Source organism: Bartonella sp. AP331QHHD, from assembly GCF_042195905.1.
Taxonomy (GTDB): Bacteria; Pseudomonadota; Alphaproteobacteria; order Rhizobiales; family Rhizobiaceae; genus Bartonella.
Genome location: NZ_JBHIPG010000071.1, coordinates 1 through 3189 on the forward strand (window position 1 = coordinate 1; position 3189 = coordinate 3189).

2 pseudogenes are annotated in these 3189 nt (G+C 30.0%); both read right to left on the minus strand.

Features of this window, described 5'->3' with window-relative positions:
* Positions 1-1713: 1713 nt before the first annotated feature.
* Positions 1714-2162 (minus strand): annotated as a pseudogene (locus tag ACFIMS_RS08295) (type ISP restriction/modification enzyme); the annotation flags it as partial.
* 660 nt (positions 2163-2822) lie between these two features.
* Positions 2823-3189, minus strand: a pseudogene (locus ACFIMS_RS08300) (DUF3987 domain-containing protein); the annotation flags it as partial.

Sequence of the window (3189 nt, forward strand, 5' to 3'; positions counted from 1 at the left end):
ATCAAAATCTCTTAAGGCTCTAATTCGAGTTAAGAAATGACCATCGATATATTCACAATCATCAATAAATTCATATTTTTTTGCAGGCTCTTGTTGATTAACAGACGCGGTTTCATTTGCAATATTAGAGATAACGGGGGTGTTGTTTGAGATATTTTTCATAATTAAATCCTTAACGTAAAATTGTTTGTTATTGACGCTCTTAACAAGCATCGGGCGCTAACAAACACGGCGTTAAGTCCGTTGCTTACACTTTTCCCATAAGGGTATTGTATGATGTAAGCACACCCGACAGAGTCATTATATGCTAATTAACACATAAAAAACAGCCAGTATTTTAAAAACATAGGAAAGGTTGTATCGTAACCTATCCGCTTAACGTAAAGTGTTTGTTAATCACTTGAGTATTTATATAACAAAATACGTATTTATTGTCAAATAATATTTTATCTTTTTTTGATATTTTTTTGTATTTTTTTAAATACGTTGTGTATTGATAATATCTTATGATTATGAATTGCTTCTTTTATATTTATATGCGTTTAAAGCTATATTATGGGCTTTATGAAACGATTGCGTTATGTTTTAAATCTATACATCTATAATATTTAAAAAGGCTCTCATAATGCGTATTTTTATCTTTATAACCTATCAATTTTGTCACTAAATGGCTTTTAAGATTTCTGTTAATTTCTTTTAATAACACATTTTAGACTTAACAGCCTTATAGGGACTGTCTTTATAACAAATGCTTTCATTTGCATTTTTGCTTTCTCTATAGTTGTTATGTTCTTTATAGCCATGGCATCATTTTTCATGTTCATAAGAGAAATGATAAATAGGATAATTGCGATTTATTGTCTGTTATGAAAACACTTATGAAAACATCTCAATAGAAACTGATCATTATAGAGATGAGCAAAATCCCTTTTAATAAACTTTTGTCATTTTTGTCAGTTCTTTTTAGAACCTATATCATTTTTTTAAATGAGAGAAAATTAAAATCATTATATTTCAATAAGTTAAGTTTTATGAATTTTTCAAAATACAACTTATTAAAACAGCCATAACAAATAAATACAACTGTAAATATATATTTGTCAGTTTATGTCAGTACATTGAATCGACAAAAGTGATCATTTAGTGAATGATTAAAACATGTCTTATGAGAGTATGTGATCTTTTAAAGCCTTTCAAAAGAAAGGGATTATAATCATAATAAATGCTATCAAGACCATTATGGTTATGAGTTTTAGAGGTGCTTTTTACGCCCCCCTTTACATATTTTTCAATAAAAAATAAAAGTCATTATATTTCAATATGTTATTTTTTATCAATTTTTCAAAAAACAACCTATATCAATAGTACAACCTATAAATTCAACTAATGCTCTATGTTTTGTAAGGGTTTTGGGGGGGTAGAAACATTCAAAACCTATAAGTAATATAAGAAAATGAATATACATAACCCTCTTTAAATAAAGCTTCTGATAACAATAAAGCACTCATTTTAGATTACGGTTTAATCTTTTAAAGGCAATGTAAATAAGAGTATCTAAAAGTGCAAGTTTCTTCTTTTTAAATAACGTATGATAAATTATCCTTTTAAAGATTGTATGTCAGCAATTTATAAAAGGGATATAAGAACCTATAGGTATAAAACCTTATACCCCTTATGAGTTTATCATACCCATTATGTGAGCATGCTTTTAAGTTATTCAGTTTCTCTTATTTTCAATTTTGGTAGGTTCTTAACAATTTTCATTGTCTCTAAACTTATGGAAATAACTCTAGAGGGTAGGCAGGGTTGCCAATGGTTTCAACAGCATAACGATTGGCATCATTAACAATGCCACTCTTTTTATCAGTCTTAACACATTGACGCCCCATAACCCATTCAAGAGCGGATTTACCATTAACGATATACTCACAAGCGTCAAGAGGGATATCTGTTATTGTGATATTGTTATTATAAATAACAGTGGTTTTATCTTTCTCTTTACCTGCTTTTGCGAATTTCATTTCAGTCACGTAATAGAATTTTTCTGGATTAGAGATCTCTGTAACTTTTGGATTACCTTTTTTAAAGGTTACGCGATAAGGTTTTACAGTTTCATAATTCACGTGCAAATGATCCAGTTCACGCCCTGTTACAACAGNCTTTTTTAAAGGTTACGCGATAAGGTTTTACAGTTTCATAATTCACGTGCAAATGATCCAGTTCACGCCCTGTTACAACAGAGTTCCGTTTTCGTATAAGGGGTTTAATTCTCTTCAAAAGAATTAAAACGAAGCTTATTAAATCCATTTTGAACGAATTGAAAAAAAATGCAGAAAAATGCTAAAAAAGCCGATAATTTTTTCAAAAGAGTTTTTAAATGCTGTTTATCCGCAGCCCATGAGAGAGATCAGATCAGCAAAATAGTGAAATTTGCTGTTTATTTTATGGAAAAAGACAAATGAAGCATGTGCTTTTAAAATATCATAATGATTATTTTGATAGATTTTATGAGTCACTAAAATAATCTAGTTTGTTAGTTCAATTTACAGACACAAACTGACAAATATATATTATGGATTGTATTTAAGGTTGTATTGTCGATATAGGTTGTATCGTTAAAATTCTAACATATTGAAATATAATGTTTTTAATTTTCTCTCATTTTAAAAAAATAATATAGGTTCTAAAAAGAACTGACAAGACTGACAAAACTCTTCTGATAAGGTCACTCAGATCATTTGCTTTTGGAAAAAAGTTCCTTGATGAGAATGCCATAAAAAGAGTTTTGCGTGGTTGTCTTAAAGACTTCAAAAGAGATTTCTTTATTGTTTTATGCTGTTGTTTTTAACCAAAGGATTCCATTCATACCGTCTATCAGGACGCCGACCTAATTCATTCCCCTCTATAGGAAATTCACGAATATAGTTACAACGACATAAAAGCTCTAAAGCTTGCTTAACGGTTTGATTGTCTTTTAAAGATCTCCAACACCGTCTATAGATATCTCTTGCCGTAAAAACATTGGGTAAAAGATCACAGCGCTCTACAATTAATTTTGCACGCTCTGCTGTTAATGTATCATTCGCCGCATAAAGACGTTTTGCATGACTTATCAGATATTCTTCCCAATATAAGGCTCTCTCAAGGGCATCTCTATTGATTTCAAAACGCCCCCCTTCACTCAATTCA